This window comes from Palleronia sp. LCG004 (assembly GCF_032931615.1).
Lineage (GTDB): Bacteria > Pseudomonadota > Alphaproteobacteria > Rhodobacterales > Rhodobacteraceae > Palleronia.
Genome location: NZ_CP136763.1, coordinates 91085 through 115162, shown reverse-complemented (window position 1 = coordinate 115162; position 24078 = coordinate 91085). Strand labels below are relative to the sequence as shown.

Annotated in this window: 23 protein-coding genes and 1 pseudogene; 10 read left to right on the top strand and 14 right to left on the bottom strand. The window is 67.0% G+C overall.

Annotation, left to right across the window (positions count from 1 at the left end; all coding sequences use genetic code 11):
- The first annotated feature begins 96 nt into the window (after nt 1-96).
- On the top strand, nt 97-1389 hold the full coding sequence (locus RVY76_RS18610) for a glycosyltransferase family 4 protein (protein ID WP_317377922.1): 1293 nt from the start codon (nt 97-99) through the stop codon (nt 1387-1389).
- Here RVY76_RS18610 and RVY76_RS18605 read toward each other — a convergent pair.
- Nucleotides 1386-2624 carry a glycosyltransferase gene (locus tag RVY76_RS18605; RefSeq protein WP_317377920.1) on the bottom strand — a complete coding sequence of 413 codons (1239 nt, stop codon included), beginning with the start codon at nt 2622-2624 and terminating at the stop codon, nt 1386-1388. The two genes, RVY76_RS18610 and RVY76_RS18605, sit on opposite strands and share 4 nt — an antisense overlap.
- 143 nt (nt 2625-2767) lie before the next feature.
- Between RVY76_RS18605 and RVY76_RS18600 the strand changes: the two genes are divergently transcribed.
- Together RVY76_RS18600 and RVY76_RS18595 are read left to right on the top strand one after the other, a co-directional pair.
- Nucleotides 2768-3847 carry a glycosyltransferase family 4 protein gene (locus RVY76_RS18600; protein WP_317377918.1) on the top strand — a complete coding sequence of 360 codons (1080 nt, stop codon included), beginning with the start codon at nt 2768-2770 and terminating at the stop codon, nt 3845-3847.
- Nucleotides 3848-3986: 139 nt separating this feature from the next.
- On the top strand, nt 3987-4628 hold the full coding sequence (locus RVY76_RS18595; protein ID WP_317377916.1) for a rhomboid family intramembrane serine protease: 642 nt from the start codon (nt 3987-3989) through the stop codon (nt 4626-4628).
- Nucleotides 4629-4747: 119 nt separating this feature from the next.
- On the opposite strand, the gene RVY76_RS18590 is transcribed toward RVY76_RS18595, so the two are convergent.
- Entirely contained in the window at nt 4748-4957 is a 210-nt protein-coding gene (locus RVY76_RS18590; RefSeq protein ID WP_317377914.1) for a hypothetical protein, read from the bottom strand.
- A gap of 215 nt (nt 4958-5172) precedes the next feature.
- On the opposite strand from RVY76_RS18590, the gene RVY76_RS18585 reads away from it, so the two are divergent.
- A complete protein-coding gene (locus tag RVY76_RS18585) occupies nt 5173-5652 on the top strand; it encodes a hypothetical protein (RefSeq protein WP_317377912.1) in 480 nt (159 codons plus the stop codon).
- A gap of 21 nt (nt 5653-5673) precedes the next feature.
- Here RVY76_RS18585 and RVY76_RS18580 read toward each other — a convergent pair whose 3' ends face one another.
- Entirely contained in the window at nt 5674-7146 is a 1473-nt protein-coding gene (locus RVY76_RS18580) for a hypothetical protein (protein ID WP_317377910.1), read from the bottom strand.
- 485 nt (nt 7147-7631) lie between these two features.
- Between RVY76_RS18580 and RVY76_RS18575 the strand changes: the two genes are divergently transcribed.
- Nucleotides 7632-8564: a 3-keto-5-aminohexanoate cleavage protein gene (locus tag RVY76_RS18575; protein ID WP_317377908.1), complete on the top strand. Its 933-nt coding sequence runs from the start codon at nt 7632-7634 to the stop codon at nt 8562-8564.
- Between the two features lie 52 nt (nt 8565-8616).
- Here RVY76_RS18575 and RVY76_RS18570 read toward each other — a convergent pair whose 3' ends face one another.
- From RVY76_RS18570 to rfbC, 6 genes are all read right to left on the bottom strand, one after another.
- Nucleotides 8617-9156 carry a cytochrome b gene (locus RVY76_RS18570; RefSeq protein ID WP_317377906.1) on the bottom strand — a complete coding sequence of 180 codons (540 nt, stop codon included), beginning with the start codon at nt 9154-9156 and terminating at the stop codon, nt 8617-8619.
- An 87-nt stretch (nt 9157-9243) separates the two neighbouring features.
- A complete protein-coding gene (locus RVY76_RS18565) occupies nt 9244-10182 on the bottom strand; it encodes a calcium/sodium antiporter (RefSeq protein ID WP_317377905.1) in 939 nt (312 codons plus the stop codon).
- A 99-nt stretch (nt 10183-10281) separates the two neighbouring features.
- On the bottom strand, nt 10282-11157 hold the full coding sequence (rfbA, locus tag RVY76_RS18560) for a glucose-1-phosphate thymidylyltransferase RfbA (RefSeq protein ID WP_317377903.1): 876 nt from the start codon (nt 11155-11157) through the stop codon (nt 10282-10284).
- Nucleotides 11158-11213: 56 nt separating this feature from the next.
- Nucleotides 11214-12056 (bottom strand): dTDP-4-dehydrorhamnose reductase, encoded by an 843-nt coding sequence (gene rfbD, locus RVY76_RS18555; protein ID WP_317377901.1) that lies wholly within the window; start codon nt 12054-12056, stop codon nt 11214-11216.
- Nucleotides 12053-13090 (bottom strand): dTDP-glucose 4,6-dehydratase, encoded by a 1038-nt coding sequence (gene rfbB / locus RVY76_RS18550; protein WP_317377899.1) that lies wholly within the window; start codon nt 13088-13090, stop codon nt 12053-12055. Before rfbB ends, rfbD begins: the two co-directional genes overlap by 4 nt.
- A complete protein-coding gene (rfbC, locus tag RVY76_RS18545) occupies nt 13087-13656 on the bottom strand; it encodes a dTDP-4-dehydrorhamnose 3,5-epimerase (RefSeq protein ID WP_317377897.1) in 570 nt (189 codons plus the stop codon). Before rfbC ends, rfbB begins: the two co-directional genes overlap by 4 nt.
- Before the next feature lie 93 nt (nt 13657-13749).
- Here rfbC and RVY76_RS18540 point away from each other — a divergent pair, with 93 nt between their 5' ends.
- Nucleotides 13750-14808, top strand: a complete 1059-nt coding sequence (locus RVY76_RS18540) for a glycosyltransferase (protein ID WP_317377895.1) — start codon at nt 13750-13752, stop codon at nt 14806-14808.
- On the opposite strand, the gene RVY76_RS18535 is transcribed toward RVY76_RS18540, so the two are convergent.
- On the bottom strand, nt 14738-15568 hold the full coding sequence (locus RVY76_RS18535) for an ABC transporter permease (RefSeq protein WP_317377893.1): 831 nt from the start codon (nt 15566-15568) through the stop codon (nt 14738-14740). The two genes, RVY76_RS18540 and RVY76_RS18535, sit on opposite strands and share 71 nt — an antisense overlap.
- An 89-nt stretch (nt 15569-15657) precedes the next feature.
- On the opposite strand from RVY76_RS18535, the gene RVY76_RS18530 reads away from it, so the two are divergent.
- From RVY76_RS18530 to RVY76_RS18515, 4 genes and pseudogenes are all read left to right on the top strand, one after another.
- A complete protein-coding gene (locus RVY76_RS18530) occupies nt 15658-17037 on the top strand; it encodes a sugar transporter (protein WP_317377891.1) in 1380 nt (459 codons plus the stop codon).
- A 75-nt stretch (nt 17038-17112) separates the two neighbouring features.
- Nucleotides 17113-17787, top strand: coding sequence for an ABC transporter ATP-binding protein (locus RVY76_RS18525; RefSeq protein ID WP_317377889.1), 675 nt, complete (start codon nt 17113-17115; stop codon nt 17785-17787).
- Nucleotides 17784-18715, top strand: a pseudogene (locus RVY76_RS18520) (SIS domain-containing protein); the annotation flags it as partial. The gene RVY76_RS18525 and the pseudogene RVY76_RS18520, both read left to right, overlap by 4 nt.
- 328 nt (nt 18716-19043) lie before the next feature.
- On the top strand, nt 19044-19484 hold the full coding sequence (locus tag RVY76_RS18515; protein WP_317377887.1) for a hypothetical protein: 441 nt from the start codon (nt 19044-19046) through the stop codon (nt 19482-19484).
- Nucleotides 19485-19508: 24 nt separating this feature from the next.
- On the opposite strand, the gene RVY76_RS18510 is transcribed toward RVY76_RS18515, so the two are convergent.
- The 4 genes from RVY76_RS18510 to RVY76_RS18495 are packed head-to-tail and all read right to left on the bottom strand — an operon-like array spanning nt 19509 to nt 23977.
- Nucleotides 19509-20267: an ABC transporter ATP-binding protein gene (locus tag RVY76_RS18510; protein ID WP_317377885.1), complete on the bottom strand. Its 759-nt coding sequence runs from the start codon at nt 20265-20267 to the stop codon at nt 19509-19511.
- Complete coding sequence (locus tag RVY76_RS18505; RefSeq protein ID WP_317377883.1) at nt 20264-21250, bottom strand: iron ABC transporter permease; 987 nt, start codon at nt 21248-21250, stop codon at nt 20264-20266. Before RVY76_RS18505 ends, RVY76_RS18510 begins: the two co-directional genes overlap by 4 nt.
- The gene (locus RVY76_RS18500) at nt 21247-22104 is read right to left on the bottom strand and encodes an ABC transporter substrate-binding protein (protein WP_317377881.1); all 858 of its coding nucleotides are present in this window, start codon (nt 22102-22104) and stop codon (nt 21247-21249) included. Before RVY76_RS18500 ends, RVY76_RS18505 begins: the two co-directional genes overlap by 4 nt.
- On the bottom strand, nt 22079-23977 hold the full coding sequence (locus RVY76_RS18495; protein ID WP_317377879.1) for a TonB-dependent receptor plug domain-containing protein: 1899 nt from the start codon (nt 23975-23977) through the stop codon (nt 22079-22081). The genes RVY76_RS18500 and RVY76_RS18495 overlap by 26 nt, the downstream gene beginning before the upstream one ends.
- Between the last annotated feature and the right edge of the window lie 101 nt (nt 23978-24078).

Below are 24078 nucleotides of genomic sequence, written 5' to 3'. Positions count from 1 at the left end.
CGCCCCTTGGCGAGGTCGCGGTCTTTCCTCTAGAAACCGGTATCGCGCGACGAGGCATTCCTTTCGCGTCCGCCCATCATGAAGAGAGGCCGCCCCATGCCAAAAGACGCGCCCCCCCATTCCGACGTTTCCGCTCCGCGCCCGGCCGAGGCACTCGAGCTGCCGGACCACATCGTCCTCGTGGCCAAGCATATCGGGATCAATTCCGGGGGGGAGGCGATCAAGGCGCACCAATTCGCCCGCCTCTTGGTCGAGAACGGCGTGAAGGTCACGGTCGTCACGCATGAGCGCACCGTCAAGGGGCTCGGGGCCGACCAGACCGGCCAGACCTTCCACGTTGTCGAGGATGACGGTCTGCAACGCTTTTTCTGGCGGGTGAAGCCGCTGCGCGGGCTTCTCGACATCCATTTCCATCTGATGGCGCGACGGCTCATCCGCCGCCACGTGGCCCGCGATCCGAAGACCACGCTGCATTACATCGGGCCCGTCTCGCCGGTCATGCCGCGCTTCTTCCCGAAGGGTTACGACATCGTTCTGGGTCCGCTCACCGGCAACATCTTCTATCCGCCCGCCTTCCGCGAGCGCATGTCGCCCGAATTCCGTAACGGAGAGCGGTTCCACGCTGTCGCGCAGAAGATCCTCGGCCGCATCTTTCCCGAAAAGCGAAACCGCGCCCGTGTGGTCCTCGTCTCGGGTTACGAGCGGACCCGCGCCTCGCTCCGCATGGCGCGGGTCCGCGAGGAGCAGATGGTCGACGTAGTCGATTCGGGCGTGGCCGACCGAATCCGCAACCGTCCACGGATCGAGCATCGCGGCCCCAATCCGCGCTTCGTCTGCTCGGGCCGCATGGTCGATCACAAAGGCGTCGACCTCGCCATCCGTGCCGTGGCCCGCGCCGATCCGAAGGTCACGCTCGACGTCTTCGGCGACGGCGAGAAGCGCGCCGAATGGGAGGCGCTGTCCCGCGAACTCGGCCTCGAGGGGCGGGTGACGTTCAAGGGGTGGGTGGCCAGCCACGACGATCTGCTCGATGCGTTCGAGAATTATCGCGGTTATCTTTTCCCCACGCTGGCCGAGGCCAACGGCATTGTGATGCAGGAAGCGATGATGGTGGGAATGCCCGTGATCACGCTCAACTGGGGTGGGCCCTCGATGCTGGCCGACAAGGATTCGGCCGTCTATGTCGAGCCCTTGTCGCAGGATCACGTGCTCGATGGCCTCGCGGCCGCGATGACGCGGCTGGCCGAGGATCCCGACCATGCCGAGGCCATCTCGAAGCGCGCGCGCCGCATTGCCGAGGCGCGGTTTTCCTGGGAGGCGGTAGCCGACAGCTGGCTCGGAGCCTGCTTCCCACCTAAATCCGAAAAAGGCGCGTCGGGGCGGGCTTAGTCCGGCCGCGCGCCTGCGCGCCGCTCTCCTGCGAAGAGGGCGAGCAGGCGACGCGCCTCGGTCGAGGCGTCGTAATCGTGCGCAACCTTCTCGCGGCCAGCGCCTTCCATGCGCGCGCGCAGGGCAGGATCGGTGGCGAGGCGGCGGATCCGGTCCGATAGCGCCTCGATATCGCCGGGTGGCACGATGAAGCCCGACACGCTGTCCTCGACCAGCTCCGACACGCCCGCAACCTGTGTGGCCACCACGGGTCGACCTGCCGCCAGCGCTTCCATCAGCACCACGGGCACACCTTCGGCGAATGACGGAAGGACGAAGATATCAGTCTCGTTGAGCATTCCGGCGACTTCGTCCTGACGCCTGTAGCCTAGGAACCGAACCCTGTCGCCCAAGGGCCTCGCACGGTCTTCCAAGAGCGCGCGGTCGGGCCCGTCGCCCACGATATCGAGCCTGAGATTCACATCGCCCATCCGCTCGAGCGCCTCGAGAAGGACCAGAAGCCCCTTCACCCGCGCAAGCCGCCCGACGAAGAGGAACCGGACCGGCTCGCCCGCCTCGCATACGGGCCGGTCGCCCCCGTAGAGATCGGGTTCGACGCCGCAATGGACGATCTTCAGCCGGTCCCAATGGACGGGGTCGGAAAAGACCATCGCCTGCGACCGGGCGTAATGGCTGATGCAGGCGACGAAGGCCGCGCGTGCCGTCTTCTCGCCGATCTTCCAGCGCAATGGCTCGATGAAATCGGCCGGACCGTGCAGGGTATAGCTGAACGGGATGCGCGCGAGCGTTGCGGCCAGCATCGCGACCGTCGCGCTCGACGAGACGAAATGGTTGTGAATATGCCCCGCCCCGATCTGGTCAAGATACCGGGCAAGCACCATGGCCTCGGCCGCGTAGATCGCCTGATAGGCCAGCGCCTTCGCGCCCGGTGCACGTGTCTTCCAGGCGAGCTTCAGCATCTTGCCGAAATCTCCCGGCCGCTTCAGCGCCCAGAGAAACGCGCCGAGCGCCTTGGGCGAAAGCGTCGCCGGCAGCACGTTGAACGCCTCGGCCGCATGGGCGCGATCGACGGGCCCGATATGCTCGGAAGCCGGCGTTGCCCGGATCGAACAGATGCGGATATCGGCCCCCGCTGCCCTCAACGCCTCGATCTCGCGCTGGATGAAGGTCTGCGATACGGCGGGATACATACCGCTGAGATAGGCGATCGGTCGTGTCTCGGAGGTGGAGGGCATGAACGGGACGCTTTCCTGGCAATCGGTCGCTACGGGAAATGGCACATTCGCATCCGCACAGCCAGCCGATCCCATGCGACCACGTCCTTGGCGCGGGCAGCCGGAGCGGGTATCCCGAAATCCGACCCCTGTCCCCCGGAGCCATGATGAAGATCACCTTCCTGTTGCCCTACGTGAACGATTTGGCGGGTGGGCTGCGCGTGGTCGCGCAACACGCGCAATATCTCTTGAACGAGGGGCATTCGGTCACACTCGTCGGGCAGAAGAAGATGCGACCCACCGGATTGCGCGCCACCCTGCGCAGGCTGATGCGCCGCGAGCCTCCGTTCCAGGAGATCGAAGGCCAGGATCATTTTTCGTCTCGGGGGCTCGATGTCGTCCTCTTCCCCACGGATCATGTCCTGGGGCCGGAGGATCTACCCGATGCGGACGTGATCGTCGCTACTTGGTGGCAGACGGTGGAGGCGTTTCGGAACCTGCCGCCCGAGAAGGGTGTCCAGGCCCATTTCATCCAGGATCACGAGGTCTTTCCCAACCTGCCGCGCGACCGTGTCGAGGCCGTCTACCGACGACCCACGCACAAGATCGTCGTGGCCTCTTGGCTCGAAAGGGTCATGCGCGAGAACTACGACCAGCCTGCGCATCTGGCTGTGAACGGGGTCGACACCACCGTCTTCCGCATGCCCGAAAGGCACCGTGGTCATCCGCCTTGCATGGGCTTTCTGAACACAAGGACGCCCCGCAAGAACATCGAACTCGCCGTCGCCGCGATGGAGGCCGCACGTCGCCGTCGGCCCGATCTGCGCTGCATCGCGTTCGGATCGCATCCCGCGTCGGAACTGCCCGACTGGATCGAGTTCGAGCAAAGACCATCGCAATCCCGCATCCCCGAGATCTATGGGGCCTGCGATGCCTGGCTCTTTCCCTCGATCACCGAGGGGTTCGGTTTGCCCATTCTCGAGGCCATGTCCTGCGGAACGCCCGTTCTGGCCGCACGGGCCGGCGCGGCGGAGGATCTGGTGACACGCGAGAACGGCCGCCTTCTGGAGCGTGACCCGGAGATATTCGCCGAAGCCATCCTCGAAATGGCCGGGATGGACGATGCGAACTGGACCGCCATGTCCCGCGCGGCCCGCCGCACGGCCGAGGCGCATGATCTGGCACCTGCCTCTGCGCGCTTCGAAGCGGTTCTGACAGAGATTGCGGCGACACCCCGGGGCTAAAAGCCCCCGCCCACTGTTTCGGCAGAAGAGGGGTGCCGGCTCGGGCGCATGGTGCGATCCGTGCGCTATTTCGGCCGATCGTCGCGCCCCTTTCGTCCCGCACCTTGTCCTGCGACGAGATCGGCGGCACATCTGCGCCATGCGAGATCCCGTCCCGTTCCTGCGTCTGCGTTCGCCATTCCTCTGGATCGCCGGGATCTGCGGCTTGGTCGAACTCGTGCTTATCGTACTCGCCATCCTGCCCTGGGGCGCGCTGCCGCGTTACTGGATCATCGAATTGCTCGGCTTCTGGCCGGGACGGCTGGGCGCGTGGCAGGGCTGGGATGTCCGCCCCGTCACCATGTTCGGCACCTATTGGGTGGTCCATGCGGGGATCCCGCATTTTCTCGGAAACATGGCGATTCTCTTCTGGCTGGAACGAAGGCTCACCCGCCATTTCCGCGCCGGCGCGGTGTGGGAGATCTGGTGGGCCTCGGTGCTGGGCGGCGCGATCGCCTATTCGGTGCTCTATCCGAGCCTGGCACCCATGGTGGGCGCGTCGGGAGGCGTCTTCGGATTGGTGGGGGCCTTTGTCGTCCTCAACCACCGCGATGCCATTGCACGGGGCGCGCGCCTCGCGGCGATCAAGACGGGGCTTCTGTGCCTGCTGCTCACGGTGCTGTCAGTGGCCGATTACGTGCTGCGCGATGCGATCCTGGCTTGGCAGGCGCATCTGGGCGGGTTCGTGGGCGGCGCGCTCATGGCTGCCTTCAGCCGAACGCGCGCGTCACGTCGAGCCTGAGGGCACGCTTCGAAAAGCTACTTTACGAAGCGCGCCTTACTAAAAGTAGACGCAGACACGCTTTGAAGGCCCACGCCCGGAAGACACGCGTCGCCATGTCGCAGAGTGTCGCGATGGATCTAGTGGGCGGGATCCGTCGCGGTCGCGTGGTTCGAGACGGTACGACGCTCTTCTCCGAGGGCCACGGCGAGGACGAAGCCGAGCAGGATCACCGTGCCCGAGCCCGACAGGACCAGCAACGCAACGAACCACCCTGCACCTGCCCAAAGGGCAAATCCCCCTGCAGCGTAAGCGAAAACGGCAGCTATGACGACGAGTGCCGGTGCCATTTTGTCCTCCTCCACGCGTTACCGAACCATGCATTCGGAAACGTTACCGAACTGTGCGTTCAGAATGTCGTCGAAACCCTGGCCAAATCGTTAATAACCCTCAAGTTGTGATAAAAGCCTATTTCAACTTTAAGTAAAAGACATCGTTCCGTCCCATTCCGGTCTTGAGCAGGCATGGCTCCGGTGGTTTCGTCTGGCGCGAAAGGAACGCGCTCATGTCCCGGATCCGCTCTCGCAATCCTCGCTGGTGGAAGATTTTGGCACTGGCCTGTCTGACGCTGGTTGGGGGGCTTGGCCATGCGCCGTCGGCAGGTGCCGCCCTGCGGCAGCCGGCCCTCGTCGTGGGCGACGATCGCGGCGGTCAGATCCTCGCGCGGATGCGCGAGATCGGGGCCCTGCGCCAGGAGGGCAGGGACGTGCGCATTGTCGGCTCGGTCTGCTATTCAGCATGCACGATGCTGATCGGGCTCGAGACCGCCTGCGTCTCGCCGTACACGGTCTTCGGCTTTCACGGCCCATCGCGATCGGGCCAGAGGCTCGCGCCCGGCGCGTTCGAACGCGCCTCGACCCTGATCGCGGCACATTACCCGCCTCAGATCCGTGCATGGTATCTCAAGACCGCACGGCACGAGATCGACGGCCTTCTGCGTGTAAGCGGAAAAGACCTCATCGCCCTGGGCATGCGCGCCTGCTAGGCGGTTCGGCGTCGTACCGGTTCAGGTGCCGCGACGCCGTCGCCCGAAGCCACCCAAGAGGCTCAACGCTGCGAAGAGCGCAATTCCCGCCGGAGGCAGCGGAATTGCCGGGATCTCGAGGCTTGGCTGGGTCGGAGTGCCGCCACCGGGCGTGCCACTGCCTCCCGGCGTGCTGCCGCCATTCCCGCCACTGCCGGGCGTACCGTTTCCGCCATCGGACGTGCCGCCACCTCCGCCGGGGAACCAGCCGCCCGGCGGCAGCAGGGGGGGCGATGTCCTCTCGGGCCTGCCGGGACCACCGACATTCGGGCCCGGGGGCGTACCGGTCCGTGTCACGATGGGCGGCGTCGGGCGGTCCCAGTCGACGAAGGGCACGTCTTCCTCGAAGAGGTTCGTCACCAGTTCGAGATCGCCGAGATAGGGACAGGCGGGTGCCGTCACCTCGCAGCCGCCCACGATCCCGCCGCTTTCGTCCATGGCGAGCGTCGGCACCCCGTCATCGGTCAGGAACGCTCCCAGATCGGTAAGCGTGTAGCTCCCCGAGCCGAGCCCCTTGTCATAGCCCATCCCGAGATCGGCCACGTCGATGCCGGCGGCCTCGGCCAGCGCATTGGCCTCCGGCTCGAGCACGAAGACATGCGTGGCCCCGTCCCGCGGCCCGTAGGCCAGGATCCGTCCGTTCGCGTCGATATCGACGGCCTCGCGCAGCGTCACGCCCTCATAGGCCAGGATCAGGTCGTTGAGGTCGACCATCCCCGCCACCTCGTCCCAGAGAAAGGCGCGGCGGCCACGTTCGGTCACGACTTGTCCGACGATCTCGCCCGCATCGCCCATTGCCCGCGCCGTGCCCGAGATCGCACCGCCCGGCAGCGTGTCGAGATCGCGGATCCCGTCCCCGGCACTCCAGAGGATCGGACGCTCCCGACCCTCGGGCGAGCGCGCGCGGCCCACCACCGCCCCGTCCGGCCCGAACCCCGTCATGGCGACGGGGCGCAGTCCGCCCTCGGAGGTGCCGAGATCGACCAGCCCCGTCTCGGGGTCCCAGACGAAGCCGCGCGGCCCTTCCGCATCCTCGGCGATCCCCGCGATCCGGCCCGCGCCGTCGATCGCGCGCGCATCTCTGAGGATCAGGCCCCCCTCGGTGGTCGTCAGATCGTTGAGATCGACCATTCCCTCCTCGGGTCGCCAGAGAAAGGCACGTGTACCCTCCGTGCTCGTGGCACGGCCGACGACATGGCCCGCCGCGTTGACGGCATGGGCGATCGCGTCGGTCCCGCCGCCGGGCAGATCGCCTAGATCTCGCATTCCCTCGGGGGCCCAGAGAACGGCATGTGTGCCGTCGGCGCTCAGCTGCGCGCCGACGACGAGGCCCGCTTCGTTCGATCCCGTGGCGGTGGTGGCCGACAGCCCGGTGCCCGCGTCTCCGAGATCCTCGGCGATTGCGGCACCCGGCGCGATGCGGAACGCGCGCCGTCCAGCTGCCGTCTCGGTCATCCCCCCCGCCGCGCGGAAAAGAGTCGCGACGTCGCTTATGTCGGAGCTTTGCCCACCGCTTCCTCCCGCGGCTAGGATCTCGTCGACGGACACGGCCCCGGCCGTTCCTGCGGTCCCGAGGGCCACGGAGAGAATTACGAAAGGGAAAGTCAGGTTTGACATGACGGCTGCTATACCCCGAGCGCTGTGTCGCAAGCACGCATTGCGTGTGTCATGTTTAAAATTGGCGCTAATATCACGATAGATCCTTCATTGTTGCCACCTGAAGGCGAATTGACGGCCTTGAACCTTGATCCACGAATCGGATCGAAAGCGGTTTCAGAAGGCCGCAAAGATCTGTCCCGATCCTTCGGGCTGCGTTCGCCAGGGTAGGCTTTCGATCTGGATCACCGCCCTCCGACATGTCTAGGATGGCCCGTCGCGACCCGGGGCCCGATCGCGCGCGGTGGCCTTGCGCGCGATCCGAGAAACGGGAGGAGACGAGAATGCCGGGACCTAGAAAGGTCATCATCACCTGCGCCGTGACGGGCGCGATCCACACGCCCTCGATGTCGCCGCATCTGCCGGTCACGCCCGAGGAGATCATCGAGGCCTCCCTCGCCGCGGCCGAGGCGGGTGCCTCGGTCCTGCACCTCCACGCCCGTGACCCCGAGACCGGCAAGCCCACACAGGACCCACGCGCCTTCGAGGCATTCCTGCCACAGATCAAGCAGGCGACCGGCGCGGTCATCAACCTCACCACCGGCGGCAGCCCGCATATGAGCGTGGAGGAGCGGATGCGCCCCGCAACCGAGTTCAAGCCCGAGCTCGCCTCGCTCAACATGGGGTCGATGAATTTCGGGCTCTATCCGATGCTCGACCGCTTCAAGGAATTTCGGCATGAGTGGGAGCGCGAGCATCTGGAGAAAAGCCGCGATCTGGTCTTCAAGAACACGTTCCGCGATATCCAGACGATCCTCGAACTCGGCAACGAAAACGGCACCCGGTTCGAGTTCGAATGCTACGACGTGAGCCACCTTTATAACCTCAAACATTTCGTCGATCGCGGTCTCGCGCGCGAGCCGCTCTTCGTTCAGACGGTCTTCGGCCTTCTGGGCGGCATCGGCGCGCATCCCGAGGATGTGATGCACATGCGCCGCACGGCGATGCGCCTCTTCGGCGAGGAGTATCGCTGGTCGGTGCTGGGGGCGGGAGCCGCGCAGATGCGCGTGGCGGCCCAGGCCGCGGCGATGGGCGGCAATGTCCGCGTCGGGCTTGAGGATTCGCTCTGGATCGCGCCGAAGACGCTCGCGCGCAGCAATGCCGATCAGGTGGAGAAGGCCAAGAAAATGCTCGAAAGCCTCTCGCTCGAGATCGCCACCCCCGAGGAAGCCCGCGAGATCCTCTCACTCAAGGGAGCCGACAAGACCGCATTCTGAGCGCGCGTTACCGGGCAATGTTTCGCGTGCGAAACATTGCCCGTCCCTTCGCTCAGCCGGCCATGCGTCCGAGCACCTCGTCGCGCTGGACGAGGCGATGCCAGACGAGCGCCATGAAGACATGGCCCGCGATCAGCACCGCAAGGATCCAGCCCATCTCGCCATGCAGCTCGGCCGGGGCCTGCATCCAGGCGATCTCGGTCTCGCGCGGGGCGAAGATCCGGAAGCCCAGATAGTCGAAACCGCGCGTCCCCCCCGCAGCGGCGAGGAGCCTCACCCCCGGAACGACAACCATGAGCGCGTAGATCGCCGCATGGCCCGCCACCGCTGCGCGGCCGAGCGTACCTGAATGAGGCGGTCGGCGTGGCAGGTTGAACAGCCCCCAGGCCCCGCGCAGCAGCACAAGCACGAAGAGCGTGGCACCGAGCGTCGGGTGGTAGCTCCAGAGCGTCTCGCGCAGCGCGTGCTCTCGGGGCAGCAGCGCATGCGCTGCCGCCGAGGCCAGTTGCGCGGCGAAGAGCAGCGCCATGCCCCAATGCAGCACCCGCGTGACGAAACCGTAGCGGTGGTGGCTGTCGGTGAGTGCGGCCATCGGGAAATCCGTTCTGCGATCCTGTCCTGCAGGCCGATATGGCGCGGGGTGCCGCCGCGGCAACTCAACTTTCGGACATGGCCGCCTTCACGCCATCGCCACGAGCCAGCCGGTATAGCCGGCATAGCCCGTGAGAAAGGCCGCTCCGGCAAGACGGCCGATGCGCTGCCGAACGGCCACGAGCAGGACGAGCGCCAGCGTCGCGGCCATCATCACCCAGATATCGAGCCGGGCGATCTGTGGCGGCACCTCGACCGGCAGGACGAGCGCGGTGACCCCGAGGATCCCAAGTATGTTGTAGATGTTCGATCCCACCACGTTGCCGAAGGCGATCGCCTGCTCGCGCCTGAGCGCTGCCAGGACCGAGGTCACAAGTTCGGGCAGCGAGGTACCCACCGCGACGATGGTGAGGCCCACGACCGTCTCGCTCATCCCCCAGAGGAGCGCGAGTTCCACCGCCGCGTCGACTGCCAGGCGCGCGCCGAGGATCGTGACCGCGATCCCCCCTACGACGAGTGCGAGCGAGGCCCATAGCGCGCCGGGTCGGGCAGGGGCGGTTTCGCCCGTCTCCACCGCGTCGGGATCACCGCGGTCGCTCAGATAGGCTACGACGAGATAGACGACGAGCGCGCCCGCGAGGACGAGGCCCAGCCACCGCTCGAGCGTGCCGTGGAGCACCACCGCCATGCACAGCAGTGCCGCGCCTCCGAAGGCGACCCCGTCGCGCAGGAATCCCATGCGCGCGGCCGCGATGGGCGCGATCACCGCGGCGATGCCGAGGATCAGCAGGATGTTGGCGATGTTCGAACCGACGACGTTGCCGATCGCGATGCCCGGACGCCCGTCGATGGCGGCCTGCAGGCTCGTCACGAGCTCGGGTGTCGAGGTTCCGAACCCCACGAGGGTGAGCCCCACGAGGAGCGGAGAAACGCCCATCCGCGCCGCAACCGCGACGGCCCCCCTGACCAATGCCTCTCCTCCCGCGACGAGAAGCACGAAGCCGAGGGCGAGCTGCAGGTAGACCATGTCGATGTCTCGTGAGACGGCACGAAAAGCGGCCGGATCGCGCTCAGATGGGCGTTCCGGCCCCGGGGTTTCAAGGGCGCGGCACCGTCTTCCTGTGGATCACTCCTTGAGCAGGCCGAGCAGGTACTGCCCGTAGGGATTCTTGGCGAATTTCTCGCCCCGGGCGCGCAGGGTGGCGTCGTCGATCCAGCCCTTGGCATGGGCGATCTCTTCGGGGCAGCCCACCTGCTGTCCCTGCCGTTCCGAGAGCGTTCTCACGAAATTGCCGGCATCGAGCAGCGATCCGTGCGTGCCGGTGTCGAGCCAGGCAAAGCCGCGCCCCATCTGCGCCACGTCGAGCGTGCCTTCGTCGAGATACATCTCCAGAAGGCTCACGATCTCGAGTTCGCCGCGATCGGACTTGGTGACCTTTTTGGCGCGTTCGGGCGCGGTCCCGTCAAGGAAGTAGAGACCCGTCACCGCGTAGTTCGAGGGCGGGATCTTTGGTTTCTCAACGATGGCGTTTACCTTGCCCGAGGCATCGAAATCGACGACGCCGTAGCGCTCGGGGTCGGCCACGCGATAGCCGAAAACGGTGCCGCCGCTCTCCTTTTCGGAGGCTTCGAGCAGGATCTGCGGCAGGTCGTGGCCGAAGAAGATGTTGTCGCCCAGCACGAGCGCCGAGGGCGCGCCCGCGAGGAAATCTTCGGCTAGCAGATAGGCCTGGGCAAGGCCGTCGGGACTGTCCTGCGTGATCCAGGTGAAGCTCAGGCCCCATTGCGACCCGTCGCCCAGCGAGCGCTTGAACTGGTCGGCATCTTCAGGCGTGGTAATGATCGCGATCTCGCGGATGCCCGTCAGCATCAGCACGCTGATCGGGTAGTAGATCATCGGCTTGTCGTAGATCGGCATGAGCTGCTTCGAGACGCCCATGGTGATCGGATAGAGCCGCGTGCCGGAGCCTCCGGCCAGGATGATGCCCTTGCGGTCGGTCATGTGGAAACATCCTCTCGGGAATGGGGCGCGCGAAGGTTTCGCGCGCGAAATATCTTTCAGGCGGTGAGCTCGGAGACGATACCCTTCAGCGCAGCCTTCCAATCGGCAGGCGGCACGCCGAAATCGCGGGTCAGGGCCGCGCAGTCGAGCCGGGAATTGAGCGGTCGGGCCGCGGGCGTCGGGTATTCCGAGGTCGGAATGCCCTCGACGGCGACATTGCGGCCCGCAGCGGCGAAGATCTCGCGGGCGAAGTCCGCCCACGAGGTCCCGGGCGCGCCCGCGTAGTGATGGGTGCCGCCGGGCTGGCCGTCGGCCATGGCGCGGGCCATGATCATCAGCGTCTCGGCGATGCCGTCAGCCGGTGTGGGCCCGCCGATCTGATCGTCGACGATGCGAAGCGCGTCGCGCGTCTCCGACAGGCGCAGCATGGTCTTCACGAAGTTGCCGCCATGCGCCGAGAAGACCCACGAGGTTCTGAGGATCGCATGCGGCCCGCCGGCCGCGCGCACGGCTTCCTCGCCCTCGAGCTTGGTGCGGCCATAGATGTTGAGCGGCCCGGTAGGCGCGTCGGTGCCGCGCGGATCGCTGCCGCTGCCGTCGAAGACGTAATCGGTCGAGACATGCAGGAACGGTATCCCCCGCTCGGCCGCCGCGCGCGCCATGGCCCCGGGGGCCTCGGCATTGACCATGCGGGCGAGCTCGGGCTCTTCCTCGGCGCGGTCGACGGCCGTGTAGGCAGCGGCGTTGACGATCGCGTCGGCACCCGTCTCGGCGATGAGGGCCGCGCAGGCGGCCGGATCGCTCAGATCGGCGGCCTCGCGCCCGAGGCAGGTCGTCTCGGGGTAGCCCGCCAGATGGGTGGCGACCTGTCCTGTGCGACCGAAGACCAGGACCTTCATGATTTTCCGAGCCTTTCTCCGACCCCCTGGCGGTCTTGCAGCGCGCGCCACCAATTCTCGTTGTCGAGATACCATTGCACGGTCTTCTCGAGCCCCTGCTCGAGCGTCACCGAGGGCCGCCAGCCGAGTTCGTCGCGGATGCGCGACGGGTCGATCGCGTAGCGCTGGTCGTGTCCGGGGCGGTCAGCCACATGGGTGATGAGATCGGCGTAAGGTGCCTCGCGCGGGCGCAGCCGGTCGAGGATCCCGCAGATCGTGGTCACCAGATCGATGTTGCGCGCCTCGTTCTCGCCGCCGATATTGTAGCTCCGCCCCACCTTTCCTCGTGTGAGAACGGTCAGGAGCGCGTCGGCGTGATCCTCGACATAGAGCCAGTCGCGCACGTTCGTGCCTTGCCCGTAGACCGGGATTTCGCGATGGGCCAGCGCGTTCAGGATCACCACGGGGATGAGCTTTTCGGGGAAGTGGTAGGGGCCGTAATTGTTCGAGCAATTGGTGAGCAGCACCGGCAGCTGATACGTCTCGCCCCAGGCACGCACGAGGTGGTCCGAAGCCGCCTTGGACGCCGAATAGGGCGAGTTCGGGGCATAGGGCGTTTCTTCGGTGAAGAAGCCGGTCTCGCCCAGTGAGCCGAACACCTCGTCGGTCGAGACGTGGTGGAAGCGAAAGCTTTCAGGGCGGCCGCGCTCGATCCAATGGGCGCGTGCGGCCTGCAGCAGGTTGTAGGTTCCCGTCACGTTCGTCTCGACGAAGATGCCCGGCCCGTCGATCGAGCGGTCCACGTGGCTTTCGGCCGCGAGATGCAGCACCGCATCGGGCGCATGATCGGCAAAGGCCCGTCCGAGCGCATCGGGATCGCGCAGATCGGCCTGGACGAAGGCATAGCCCGGCGCATCCGCCACCGAGGCCACGTTGTCGAGGCAGGCCGCATAGGTCAGCGCGTCAAGGTTCACGACCTCGTGGCCTTCGGCGATGGCGCGGCGCACGACCGCCGATCCGATGAACCCGGCACCGCCGGTGACGAGGATCTTCATGAAGCGCTCCATTCGAAATGGCTGCCGATCTGCGACAGGAGCGGGGCCTTGGCGTCCTTGTCCGACAGGATCGGGTCGGCCCCGTCGAGGCCCCAGTCGATGTCGATCTCGGGATCGTTCCAGGCGACGCCGCCGTCGCAATCCGGCGCATAGTAGCCGCTGCACTTGTAGACGACCTCGGTGTCGTCCTCGCGGGTGACGAAGCCGTGCAGAAACCCCTCGGGGATGAGGAGCTGGCGTCCGTTCACGGCCGAAAGCTCCACCCCCGTCCATTGCCCGTAGGTGGGCGAGCCCACGCGGATGTCGACGGCGACGTCGAAAAGCGCGCCGCGCCCGCAGCGCACGAGCTTGGCTTGGGGCTGGGGCGGCGACTGGAAATGAAGCCCCCTGAGCGTGCCGGCACGCGCCGAGAGCGAATGGTTGTCCTGCACGAAATCGATCTCGATTCCGGCCTCTTCCATGCGCTTGCGATTCCAGGTTTCGGCGAAAAAGCCGCGATCGTCGCCGAACCGCTTCGGCGTCAGGATCAGAACGCCCGGAAGCGGGGTCTCTTCGATCTCTAGCATGGGTCTGTCCCTCGTTTTGCGCGATGCCCTAGCAGGTCGTCCCCCCACTGTCACTTGACCTTGTGCGAGAGCACCCCGACAAGCGCGGCCAGCATGAGCGATACCGCCTCCTCCCCGCACGCCCGTCTCGTGGCACTCGTCGTCACCCACGAACGTCTCGCGCAGCTCAAGGTGACGCTCGCGCGGCTCTTGCAGAGCCCGCCCGGAGAGCTTGCCGCGATCCTCGTCGTCGACAATGCCTCGGCCGACGGGACCGGCGAATGGCTGGAGGACATGGCCGACCCGCGGCTCCATGTCCTGCGCCTGCCCGACAATCGCGGCGGTGCGGGCGGGTTCGAGGCGGGGATGCGCCACGCGATGGTCGATCTGGCCCCCGACTGGGTCGTGGTAATGGACGACGACGCACGGCCCGCTCCGGGCGCGCTCGCGGATTTCCACGCGGTCCCGCGCGATCCTCGCACGGCTTATGCGGCGGCGGTGCGCTATCCCGATGGCGGGATCTGCGAGATGAACCGCCCCGGCCTCAATCCCTTCGCGCGGCCCTCAGCGCTCTGGCGCACGCTCGGGGGCGGGGGGCGCGACGGCTATCACATGGGGGCAGCCGATTACGATGGCACCGCACTCAGGCCCGTCGACATGGGATCCTTCGTGGGCCTTTTCGTGCCGCGCGCGGCGATCGAGGTGACGGGCTATCCCGAGGGGGCGCTGTTCCTTTATGGCGACGACGCGATCTATTCGCTCAGGATGCGCGCGGCAGGGATCGAGATCCTGTTCGATCCGAACATGGCCTTCGAACACGATTGCGCGACCTACGCGCCCGGCGGGGGCGTCGCGCGGATCGCGCCACTCTGGAAGGCCTACTACCTCTTCCGCAACCGCCTCGTCATGTATCGCCACGCGGCGGGTCCGGTGCTCTTCTGGCTCTTCGCACCGGTGCTGATCGCCAAATGGCGGAGCGACGCGCGCCATTACGGCGCGGATGCCGACCGGTTCCGCGCGATCCTTGCGCGCGCAGTGCGCGACGGGGTGGGCCGGCGGCTCGGGATCGGGATCGAGGCGGTGCGCGCCATGGCGGACCCCGTCACTCGTTCAGGATCTTGCGATGGAAGCGGCCCATCAGCAGAAGACCCATCGCGAGAGCGCCGAGGCTGACGGCGAGCACGTAGGTGATCGAGACGTAATCGGCCCGATAGGTGGCATAGATCCCCCTGCGCATCAGGCCGGTGATGTGCAGCAGCGGATTCCACCACAGGATCGCGGCCACGTTGGGCGGCATGTCCTCGTAGAGGAAGAACACGCCCGAGACGATGAAGATCGGCCGCATGGCGATCGACCAGATCTGCTCCCAGGCTTTGAAGAGGCCCGAGATCACGCAGTTGAACGCGCCCACGCCCGCGCCGAGCGCAATGGCTAGCGCAAGCGACAGCGCCACAGGGCCGAGCGCGATCACGGTGCGCGTCTCGGTCATCACGAAGATGCCCGTGAGCAGGATGTAGGTCACGAGAAGCCCGGTCAGCGAATTGAGCACCGTGCGCGCGATCATCGCGTCGAGCCATGTGACCGCCGGATAGAACAGCAACGCGCGGGAATAGCTCACGCTGCGTGCGACCGCGTTCGAGACCGACATGTAGATCTGGAAGGGCAGGTACCCCGTCGCGTAGAACAGCAGGAAGGAATTGCCGAGCGAGGGCGTGCGCACCAGCAACGAGAAGCCGATCGACAGCACCAGGATGCCGCCCAGGGGCTCCATGATCGCCCAGAGATAGCCGCCCGGAGACCGTCCGTAGCGAGACGACATCTCGCGCAGGACGAGCGCCATGACCGAACGCATGGCCGGAAAGCTGCGATTGACGCGCCTGAGTTTCGCGGGTCGCTGCGGCCCTCCGGGCGGAAAGACGGGATTGCGGGGCATCGGGAGCTTTCGCGAGACTGGCAATTGCGCGGCCCAATATGTAAGACCCCCGCAGGAAACACAAACCACGTCCGGGGCGTAGAGACCGCATGAACACGCCGAACGACGGGGCCGCCGCGCGCAGCGACGCGGAGCCGAAGACGACCGTGGCCGCCTCCGGAGACGCCCCCGACAAGGCTGCAGAAAAGACGGCGCGGAAGGCCCCCGACAAGCCGGGAGAAGCCGACACACCCAAAGGCCGCGTCGAAACGCTCCCGCCCGGCGGCAAGGGTGGAGGCGGCAAGGGCGGCGGTCAGGACGGTGCCCGCGCGCGGGTCGAGGGTCCGGCCGAGCGGCCCATGGCGCGGCCCGCGCGGATGCAGCCACGCCATTGGGGTCTGGGCCTAAGTTTCCTCGCGGTGGTAGGCATGCCACTCATGGCGACGATCCTCTATCTCTGGATCTTCGCGGTCGACCAATACGCCTCCATCACGGGGTTCACCATCCGTCAGGAAGAGGGCGGCGGCGCCTCCGAGCTGCTGGGCGGGCTCGCCTCGATCACCGGCGCGCCGGTCTCATCGGATGCCGACATCCTCTACGAGTTCATCCAGAGCCAGGAGATGGTGCGCGAGGTCGATGCCGAGCTCGGTCTCGTGGAACATTATACCGCGCCCTTCCCGGGCGATCCGGTCTTCGCGCTCTGGCCCGACCCGTCGATCGAGGAGCTGCAGAGCTTCTGGCAGGGCAAGGTGCAGATCACCTTCAGCCAGAGCAACGGCCTCATCGAGGTGCAGACGCTCGCCTTCGATCCCGGAACGGCCCATGCGATCAACCGCGAGATCGTCGCGCGCAGCCAGCAGATGATCAACGATCTGAACCTGCAGGCGCGCGAGGATGCGATGCGCTATGCAAATGCCGATCTGGAGGAGGCCCGCGACCGCCTGCGCGCGGCCCGCGGCGCGCTGACCGCGTTCCGCACCCGCACCCAGATCGTAGATCCCGAAGCCGACATGCAGGGCCGGATGGGGGTGATGACGAACCTGCAGCAGCAGCTCGCCGAGGCGCTGATCGAATACGATCTGCTGCAGCAGACTGCCAACGCGCAGGATCCGCGCGTGCGTCAGGTCGAGCAGCGCATCGAGGTGATCCGCGGCCGCATCGCCGACGAGCGCGCGAGCTTCACGAGCGACGACACGCGGATGGGCGGCGTGGGCGAGGATTATCCCTCGCTCATCGCAGAATACGAAGGTCTCGCCGTCGATCGCCAATTCGCCGAGGAGACTTATCGCGCGGCCCTCGCGGCGGTGGATCTGGCTCGTGCCAAAGCGCAGCGCCAGAGCCGCTATCTTGCGACCTACATCCCGCCGACGCTGCCCGAGGTGGCCGAATTCCCCCGCCGTACGATCATCGTCGCGATGACGGGGTTGTTCCTGATGCTGCTCTGGGCGGTGATGGCGCTCGTCTACTATTCCATCCGTGACCGTGGGTGAGGGGCGAGACAGGAACGGCCCGGCAGACGGTTTCGGCTCCGGACGGGCGGAATTCCGGCAAGCCGGGGTTCCGTCGTGATCGTCTTCGAGAACCTCACCAAGAGCTTCAACCTCAAGGGCTTCCGGCAGGTCGTCATCGACCGGCTGAACCTCGTCCTGCCGACGGGGCATTCGCTGGCGCTGCTGGGACGCAACGGAGCGGGCAAGTCGACGCTGATGAAGCTCATCGCGGGCACGCTGCAGCCCGATGAGGGGCGCATCGTCTCGGACGGATCAATCTCATGGCCGGTGGGGCTGGGGGGCTCGTTCCACCGCGACCTCACCGGCGCGCAGAACGTGCGGTTCCTCGCGCGCGTCTACGGCGTCGACACGCGTGAGCTTGAGGATTTCGTCGAGGATTTCGCCGAGCTGGGCAAGCATTACCACATGCCGATCCGCTCCTATTCGAGCGGCATGCGTTCGCGGCTGACCTTCGGCACCTCGATGGGGATCCCGTTCGACACCTATCTCGTCGACGAGGTGACGGCGGTGGGCGACAAGGCCTTCCGCCGCAAGAGCCAGGCGCTTTTCACCGAGCGGATGAAGAACGCCTCGGCGATCCTCGTGAGCCACAACACCGACGATCTGCGTCGGTTCTGCGATGCGGGCATCGTGCTCGAGAACGGTCACCTGACCTTCTTCGAGGATCTCGAGGAGGCGATCGCGATGCATGACGACAACATGGGCCGCCCCGCGGCGCAATCGGCATGAACGATCCGGTCGAGGCCGCGCGCCGGGTGATCGGGACCGAGGCCCGCGCGCTCGATCTGCTCGGCGAGACGCTGCCCGCCGATTTTGCGGGCGCGGTCGAGGCGATCGGCGCGATCGGCACCGGGTGATCGTGTCGGGCATGGGCAAGTCGGGCCATGTTGGTACCAAGATCGCGGCAACGCTTGCCTCGACCGGCACTCCCGCCGAGGCGAGCCACGGCGATCTCGGCATGATCGGAACGCGCGACATTTGCCTGATGATCTCGAATTCCGGCGAGACGCCCGAGCTTTCGGACATGCTGGCCTACTGCGCGCGGTTCAGGGTGCCGATCGCGGGGATCTCGCGCGCCGAGCGCAGCACGCTCATGCGCGCCGCGACATGGCGGCTGACGCTGCCCGCAGCACCCGAGGCCTGCCCGATGGGGCTCGCCCCCACGAGCTCTACGACCATGACGCTGGCCTTGGGCGATGCGCTCGCCGTTGCGCTGATGGAGGCGCGTGGCTTCGCGGCCGAGAAGTTCGCGATCTTCCATCCGGGCGGCAAGCTCGGCGCGCAGCTCGCCCGGGTGGACGATCTGATGCACGGAGAGGCCGAGCTGCCGCTCGTCTCGGAGGAGACGTCGATGGGCGAGACGCTCGTCGTGATGACGGCGCGCGGCTTCGGTGTGGCGGCGGTCTCGGATGACGAGGGTCGGCTCGCCGGGATCGAGACCGATGGCGATCTGCGCCGCCACATGGCGGGCCTCATGGAGTGACGCGCGGGCGAGGTCGCGACGCGCGACCCGGTCACGGTGGGTGTCGGAACGCTCGCGGCCGAGGCGCTCTCGATCCTCAACGCTCACAACATCTCGGCGCTTCTCGTCGTCGACGATGTCGCCCGCCCGGTGGGCGTGCTGCACATCCACAATCTTCTGCGCGCGGGCCTTTGCTGCGCGCGGTCGCTTCACTGCCGCTCAAGCGTTTTTTCCGAGCCTTTCGACAGGGATCCGGACGGCGAGTTCGCTTTGGATCTTCGCGTAACGTCGAAGTTCAGGAGGGCGCATGACCACATGAGACGATTGATCGTCCCGTTCCGGCGGATCTTCGAACGGATTGTGGGACGAGTGCGACGACGGCGCTCGCCTTCTACGACTCTCGACCACGCCATCGCCCGTAATACCGAGGCCCACGATACCCTGCGCAGTTCGCTCATCGCGCTGATGGAAGCGAGGGTGCAGGCCCCCGTCGACATACGGGATCCACAACATGAGGACAGAGATGACACTCACTGAATTCAGCCAGGAACTCAGCCATGTCTCGGCCTATCTCGCGGCATTCGCGACGGGTCTCGTGGGATACGGCTTCGTCCGCCTGTCGATCAGGGGCGAAGGGCTGGTGCGCCACCTGGCGACAGGGCTCCTGCTCATGCATCTCGCGGTCTTTACGCGGACACTCTACTGGGACGGGATCCGGAACTTCATGGACCCCGAACTCTGGGCCCGCTGGAGCAATTTCTCGGGCGGCACGGCCGTCAACGTCGTTTTCAACACGATGGTGATCTTCGCGGGCTATCATAGCCTCAAGGCACTGAAGCTCGCCATCCCCGAGGAGGACCGCGACCGCTTTTCCCTCCTCGGGGCGGCCTTCTATCCAAGGCTCCGGATGATCGAGAGCATGTCCAGCATGCTCAAGAAACGGCAGCGCCGCAACGGCGATTGAAACGACCGCGTGGACCGGAGGGGCTCAGCCGCCCTCCCGGTCCACGAGATCGAGTGGCTGGAAAACCGGTCCGCCAGCCGCCTCGGCCGAGAAGGACGTCACCGAGAAGATCCGCCGCATATGCGTTGCGTCGAGCACCTCTCGCGGCGGTCCCGAGGCCACGATGCGCCCCTCGCTCATCGCAACGATCCGCGTGCAATGCCGCGCGGCGAGGCCCAGATCGTGGATCGTGACGACGAGGCCGCGCCCCTCGGCCGCGAGCGCGCGGAAGGTCGCCATGGCCGAGATCGCATGCGCCGGATCGAGTCCGGCCGCGGGTTCGTCGGCCATGAGAAGCGGCGCCTCCTGCGCGAGCGCCCGGGCGATCAGGACCCGTGCCTGTTCTCCGCCCGAAAGCCCCGTGGCCGCGCGGTGGCGATGTGCCCCCAGATCCATCCGGTCGAGCGCGGCATCCACGGCCGCGCGATCGGCCGGCCCCCCGCCCCCGTGGGGCAGGCGGCCGAGCGCCACCAGATCTTCCACCGCGACGGGCCAGGCGATCTCGCGCGATTGCGGGAGGAAGGCCGCGTGGCGTGCCCGGGCCCGCGGCTCCATCGCGGCGAGAGAGCTCTCGCCCGTCGCCGGCACGAGCCCCATCGCCGCGCGCAGGAGCGTCGTCTTGCCCGCCCCGTTCGGGCCCACGAGGCCCACGAGTTCGCCCGCGCCGACCTCGAGCGAGACACGGTCGAGGACGGATCGCCCGCCGAGCCGGACCGAGAGATCGCACAGTTTTAAGAGCGTCACGTCCGTCCCTCCGCCCGCGCGCGGAGCACGAGCCTCAGGAAAACCGGCGCGCCGATGAGCGCCGTGACGACGCCGAGCTTCAGGTCGCGCTCGGGCACGATGACGCGTACCGCGATGTCGGCGGCGAGAACCAGTGCCGCGCCGCCAAGCGCCGAGGTCGGCAGCAGCCGCGAAGGCCGCGCTCCCACCAAAGGCCGCAGGACGTGCGGCACGACGAGACCCACGAATCCCACGGACCCCGCGACCGCCGTCGCCGCGCCGACGATGGCGGCCACTCCGGCGACGAGCGCGAGCCTCAGTCGCGAGAGACGGATGCCCATCGCCTGGGCCGCATCCTCGCCGAGCGTGAGCGCGTCGAGGCCCCGGCGCATCCGCCAGAGCGGGATGGCACCTGCGATCATGAAGGGTGCTGCGAGCCAGACATGGAGGAGCGATCGGTCGGCGAGCGATCCCATCATCCAGAAGACGATCTCGTTCGCGGCAAAGGGATTGGGCGAGAGGTTGAGCACCAGCGCGCCGAGCGCCGCAGCGAGCGACGAGACGGCGATCCCCGCGAGGATGAGCGTGAGCGATCCGCCCCTGGGCCCTGCCAGCCCCACGACGAGGCCCACGCCCGCGCCCGCGAAGGCCAGCGCGACAAGCGGCAGGGCAAGCGCGAAAGCCGAGGCGATCCCGGTCTGGAGCGCCAGCACCGCACCCAATGCCGCGCTGCCCGAGACGCCGATGAGACCCGGTTCGGCCAGCGGATTGCGTAGATAGCCCTGCAACGCCGCGCCGGAGGCACCGAGCCCCGCGCCCACCAATATCCCCAGGATCGTGCGCGGCAATCGGATCTCGCGCATGACGAGGGTGAGTGGCCCCTCGCCGCCGAGGATCAGCGCCTTCAGGGAGGCGAGCGGCCCGATCCCCGCCGGGCCCACGACGAGCGAGGCGAGCGAGAGGGCCGCCACCAACGTCCCGAGCGCGAGGAGGAGCCGGGTCATCTTGGCGTGTCGTGGGCGCGTCGCAGGGCCGCCAGGTCCGCGATGGCGCGAAGGACATGCGGCGTGCCGCAGACCCTCTCGGCGCCGCGGATGCGTCCGGTGCGCCCCTCGGTATTGAAGGCGTCGAGCACGGGATGATCGAGGATCTCTTCGGCGCGCGAGGCACCGGGATAGGTCTCGGAGGTGAGGACGAGATCCGGGTCGGCCATCGCCAGCTGTTCGAGCGGCATCCGCCCGCCGGTCTCTCCGGCGGCATTGTCGAATCCCGCCGCTGCCAGGATCTCGCCCGAAAGGCCCGTCTTCCCTGCGGCATAGCCGTTCGGGGCATAGAGCGCGGCGCGGGGGGCAAGGCCTTCGGGTTCGGCGCGCAGTGTGGCGAGATCTCGCTCGAACTCTGCGACTATCGCTTGCGCTTCTGCCTCGCGGCCCAGGGCACGCCCCATCTGCCGGATCAGGCCGGGAATGTCCGACAGGCTTTCCGCATCCTCGAAGGTCTCGACCGGGATACCGAGGCGGCGCAGCATCTCGACCGTCGCAGTCCGCGAGAAGATCCCGGCGAGCACGAGGTCGGGCGCGAGCAGATAGATCTCCTCGGCCCGGCCATGGTTCTCGGGATAGGCCGCGGCCTCGTCCGTCATGGCCGACATGCGCGGATCAGAGGCGATGAAACTCACCGAGACGAGCTGGTCCTTGCCCGCCAGCATCATGGCGAGCTGGTCCGTGCAGACATTGATCGACACGACGCGGCGCGGTGGGTCGGCCATACCGCCGGTTGCGCCGTCCGGCCCTGCCTGGGCGGGCAGGGCCAGTCCGATCGCGAGAAGGGCTTCAGAAATTCGCCGCGAGGCCCGCATGGATCGTCCGTCCGCGCTGCTGATAGCCCAGCACCTCCTGATACTCCTCGTCGAAGAGGTTCTCGACCCGTGCGGTCAGCGCCACCTGTGGGGTGAGCGTATAGCGCGCCGCCACGTCGACGGTGGTGAAGCTGTCGATCTCGACCCCTTGCGCGAAATCGCCGAAGAACCGGTCGTCGAAAAGCCCATCGACATGGCGCAGGCTGCCCGAGATCACCGCACGGTCGTCCGCGAAAGCATAGCTCGCGGCGAAGCCCAGTTCGTTGCGGGGGCGGCGGATCTCGATGCTGCCATCGCCGTTCTTCGCATCGAGATAGGTATAGGCGGCGCTGAGCGACAGCGCGTCGTTCACCTGCCAGCGCGCGGCGAGTTCTACCCCTTCGCGGTCGCTCTCGCCTTCCTCGTTCTCGTAGCTCAGAAGCGTGGCCGAGACCGGCACGATTGTGATCTCGTCGCGCAGCGTCTCGTTGAAATAGGTGAGGTCCACGAGGCCGCGACCGCCCGCAAAGGCGAGTTCGACGCCCAGATCGAAGCTGCGGTTCTTCTCGGGCTCGAGATCGGGATTGCCGAGATAGCGCGTCCCGAAGAAGGTCTGGTCGTAATAAAGCTCGGTATAGGTCGGGTTGACCGCGCCGCGCCCGGCCGATCCGTGGAACCGCAGCGCCTCGGTCACCGCATAGGAGGCGGCGAGCGTATAGGTCGTCTGGTCTTCGAACGGGTCGTTGCGGTCGCGCCGGAGACCCGCCTGCACGTCGAGCGCGCCGAAATTGCCACGATACTCGATCGCGACGGAGGTGTTCGAGCGCTCGAAACCGGGTTCGGTCGAGGCGCTGTCGGTCTCGTCCTCGACGAGCAGGTTGAGCTGGTGCAACGTCGTCGCGACCGGCCGCCCGTCGAGCCCGAGGCTCAGCACGTACTCGATGGCGCGCGTGTCGGTCTCGGTGCGGTCGCCGCCCTCGACCTGCTGGTCGATATCGGTCTTCTCCCAGGCAAGGCGGTGGGTGAGGCGGCCGTCCAGCATCTCGTATTCGGCCCAAAGGCTGCGCGTGGTCTCGTCGCGGTCGATCACGTCGTCCGCATCGACCACGTAGCCGTCGGCGGTGGCCGCCGCGCCGTCGGTCGCATCGTATTCGTAGCGTCCGTCCACATGGCGCGCGATCACACCGAAGGTCAGCCCCGGAGCGACCTCGTAATCGCCTTTGATCGCGATCGCGTCGCGCCGGATCCCGTCCTCGTCGCCGCCACTGTTCGAGATGTCGTAGCCGTCGTCGTCGCGCCGCGAGACCGACAGCGCCACGCCGCCGCGATCGTCGCGCGACGAGATGTAGCCCGAGGCGTCGGTGCCGTCGCCGAACTCGACGCTGCCGCCGTAGCGCGTGCCGGTCTCGGCCGTGCGCGTTACGATATTCACGACCCCCGACGAAGCGTTCGACCCGTAGAAGACCGATTGCGGCCCGCGCAGCACCTCGATGCGGTCGACATTCTCGGTCGAAAGGCCGGAGAGGAAATATTCGCCGTCACCGCCCGCGGCCTCGATCCCGTCGATGAGCACGAGCGTGTGGTTGCCCTCGCCGCCGCGGATGCGGATCTGCGTCAGGCTTTCCGAGGTGCCGCCGACCGACAGACCCGGAAGCGCCGTCAACGCCTCCTGCACGGTCGCGATGCCCCGCCGCTCGATCTCCTCCGCAGTCACGACGCTTGCCGCGCGGGCATAGTCGCCGAAACGCAAGGGCGTGAGCCCGCCAGAGAGCAGCAGCGTGCCGAGGTCGAAGGGTGCCTCCGAGATGCCGTCGCTCGAGACCGTGGTCTGGGCCGAGAGGGGAGAGGCCAGAAGGGCCGCGCCGAGGCCGGCGGAGAGAAGGTGGAAACGCATGGGCTGCGCTTGCTCCCGTTGCAGAGCGCGTTCCGGTGGCTGTCATGCGTCTGCCGGAACGCGGGGTGGGACATGATCCGCCCGCGACCGGCCCGGCAAGG